The following is a 2,712-nucleotide window of genomic DNA, read 5'->3' as shown; positions in this document are numbered from 1 at the left end:
CGCCGGACCTGACCGAACCCCAACCCGGTCCCATCACACTGGCGAACCGGTGGTCCCATCAAGCTGGCGAGCGACAGCAGCAGGAACGAGGGCCCACATCCCGATGGCCGCGATCGCCGCTCCCATACCTACGGCGTTGTCAACTCCCGAGACGACGTTGGCGAGGGTGTTAGGTATCCACGATGCGGTCTCGCTGACCGCTTGTATGGCTAGCGGCGGCAAGATGATCAGCAGCACGATGGTGCCGGTGACCGCACCGCCCGTATTGCGGACGAGGGCGCCAATCCCAGCGCCGAGCACAGCACCGGCGCCTCCTGCGAATGTCGATGCCGCGAGGACCTGCGCCAGATCAGCGAGAGAGACCATGAACCCGTAGTCAGTCGCGGTGAGCCCCACTGCGACCGAACCGGCGCTGAGGCCAGCACCTACGAGTCCGAGCATGCAGCCGGCCACGAAGACCGCCGCGAGTTGCCCGAAGACGGCTTGGGGGCGGCGGGGTGTGGTCAGGAAGGTGAGAACAACGGTACCGTGACCGTATTCGCGAGCAACAGCCATGGCGCCGAATAACGCGGCAATTATGAGGGCGTTGGCAGCGAAGGCCATCAGTGACTGCTGGTCTGCCGCGGTCGAGATGAAGGTCTTGCTGCCATCCATGTCGGTGCCAAACGCCACCGCGGTGGCGTTCGCCGCGCCGATCACTACAAGCACGGCGAGAAAGGCCAATGGCATCTTCGTGCTGGTCAGCTTGCGGATTTCGGCCCGGATGGTTCGAAGCGTGTTCATGATTACTCCTTCGTGTTGGACTGGGGTGTGCCGCCAGCCGTATCTCCGGTCCAAGCGAAGAAACGATCCTCTAGCGAGTCGTTGTGGCGTGACAGTTCATGCAGAGCGATGCCGGCGCGGAAGGCCTGTTCCCCGATCTCGTCGAGGGAGAGGCCACGGACCACGAGGGTGTCGGGTTGTCCGGATTCGACGACGCCACCTGCTGCTTCGAGGGTGACTTGTAGAGCCTCCGACGAGGCGGCCCGGACGAGGGATGCGGATTGCCGCAGCTCGTCCAGCGACCCCTGGGTCACCAATCGGCCCTGGTTGATGACGACGACATCGTCGGCGAGTTGTTCCACCTCGCCGAGTAGATGACTGGAGACGAACACCGTGTTGCCTTCCGCGGCCCGCGACCGCAGCAGATTCCGCAAGGTGCGGATTCCTTGCGGATCCAAGCCGTTGCCGGGCTCATCGAGAACGAGCACCGGTGGATCGCACAGCAGTGCGGCGGCAAGTCCTAGACGCTGTTTCATGCCGAGCGAGTACGCACCAGCACGTCGGTTCGCTGCGCCACCGAGCTCCACGAGTTCGAGGACCTCGTCTACCCGTTCCAGGGGCGTATCGGTGGCGTCCGCCAGAATCCGGAGATGGTTTCGTCCGCTTCGTCCGGGATGGAACGCATCAGCCTCGACGCTGGCACCCACCGTTCCGGTGGGGTCGGCAAGCTCGCCGTAGGCCATGCCGTCGATGGTGGCCTGACCTGCCGTTGGCGAGGCCAGACCCAGCAGGATCTTCATCGTCGTGGACTTGCCCGCACCGTTCGGCCCGAGAAAACCCGTCACCCGTCCAGGCTTGACGACAAACGATAGGTCGTCGACTACGGCCGCACCGCCCCCGTAGCTCTTGGTGACGTGCTCGATGGTGATGGGATATGACCGAGGTGCCGTCCTGGTCTTCTGATCGGATAGCTGCTGCATTTCCTCTCCTTGGGTCGTTACATCCAAGGTATCTGGGAGGGGGGGTAACTGTCTTCAGCCAACGGAGGGATTCCCGGCCCCGCCGTTCGGGGGAAGATTCTTGGTGCCGGCTATCCCGGCATCCGCCAAATGGGGGAGTTGGATCAGAACCCGATATCGCTGTCGCCGGGTTTGACCAGCCCGCTCTCATAGGCGAACGCGACCGCTTGGGCGCGGTTGTTGAGCCCGAGTTTGGTGAGGACGCTGGAGACATGTGACTTGACGGTTGCCGCACCTACGAACAGGTCCTCTGCGATCTCGATGTTGCTTGATCCGGCGGCGACGGCCATGAGGACCTCCCGCTCCCGGCTGGTGAGCCGGTCGAGACGAGAAACCGCCGATGAGTCGAGAGACGGCGGTGCGGCGAACCGGCTGATCAGACGTCTTGTGACCGATGGCGCCAGCAAAGCTCCTCCATCGGCCACGGTGCGAACCGCTGCCACCAGATCCTCAGGCGAGATGTCCTTGAGGACGAACCCGCTGGCTCCTGCCCGGAGAGCCTCATACACGTACTCGTCCGGATCAAAGGTGGTGAGAATCAACACCTTCACTTCCCAATCGGCGGCGTCAATAATGGCCTCGGTGGCGGCGAGGCCATCCATCCCGGGCATACGGATGTCCATAAGAATCACATCTGGCCGATGAGTGCGGGCCATCTCGATCGCGGCTGCTCCGTCACCGGCTTCGCCGACTACCTCAATGTCCTCTTGCAGGCCGAGCATCACGGCGAACCCGCCACGCAGGAGAGCCTGATCATCGACGACGGCAACCTTGATGCTCACTGTTCTCCAATCGGCAATCGTGCAACGACCCGGAACCCGCCGCCGAGCCGTGGCCCGGCATCGAAGGTACCGCCTAGGTGGCTGCCGAAAAAGTGGCTTTCGGTGAGGTTGGTTGGCGGCGGGCCAGTCGTGGGTGATGCCGGAGACCA

3 protein-coding genes are annotated in these 2,712 nt (G+C 63.5%); all 3 read right to left on the bottom strand.

Annotated elements, in window-relative coordinates:
- Positions 1 to 33 precede the first annotated feature (33 nt).
- Complete coding sequence (locus P1T08_18680; protein ID MDF1598099.1) at positions 34 to 783, bottom strand: hypothetical protein; 750 nt, start codon at positions 781 to 783, stop codon at positions 34 to 36.
- 2 nt (positions 784 to 785) lie between these two features.
- A complete protein-coding gene (locus P1T08_18675) occupies positions 786 to 1,742 on the bottom strand; it encodes an ATP-binding cassette domain-containing protein (GenBank protein ID MDF1598098.1) in 957 nt (318 codons plus the stop codon).
- 143 nt (positions 1,743 to 1,885) lie between these two features.
- A complete protein-coding gene (locus tag P1T08_18670; protein MDF1598097.1) occupies positions 1,886 to 2,563 on the bottom strand; it encodes a response regulator transcription factor in 678 nt (225 codons plus the stop codon).
- Between the last annotated feature and the right edge of the window lie 149 nt (positions 2,564 to 2,712).

The sequence above is a fragment of the Acidimicrobiia bacterium genome, assembly GCA_029210695.1.
Lineage (GTDB): Bacteria > Actinomycetota > Acidimicrobiia > Spongiisociales > JAHEDJ01 > JAHEDJ01.
The sequence above is the reverse complement of the archived record's forward strand: the minus strand, read 5'-3'. Positions and strand labels throughout refer to the sequence as shown.

Excerpts from the sequence above, each read along its gene's own strand:
- P1T08_18675 (MDF1598098.1), bottom strand. The coding sequence starts at position 1,742 with ATGCAGCAGCTATCCGATCAGAAGACCAGGACGGCACCTCGGTCATAT.
- P1T08_18680 (MDF1598099.1), bottom strand. The coding sequence starts at position 783 with ATGAACACGCTTCGAACCATCCGGGCCGAAATCCGCAAGCTGACCAGC.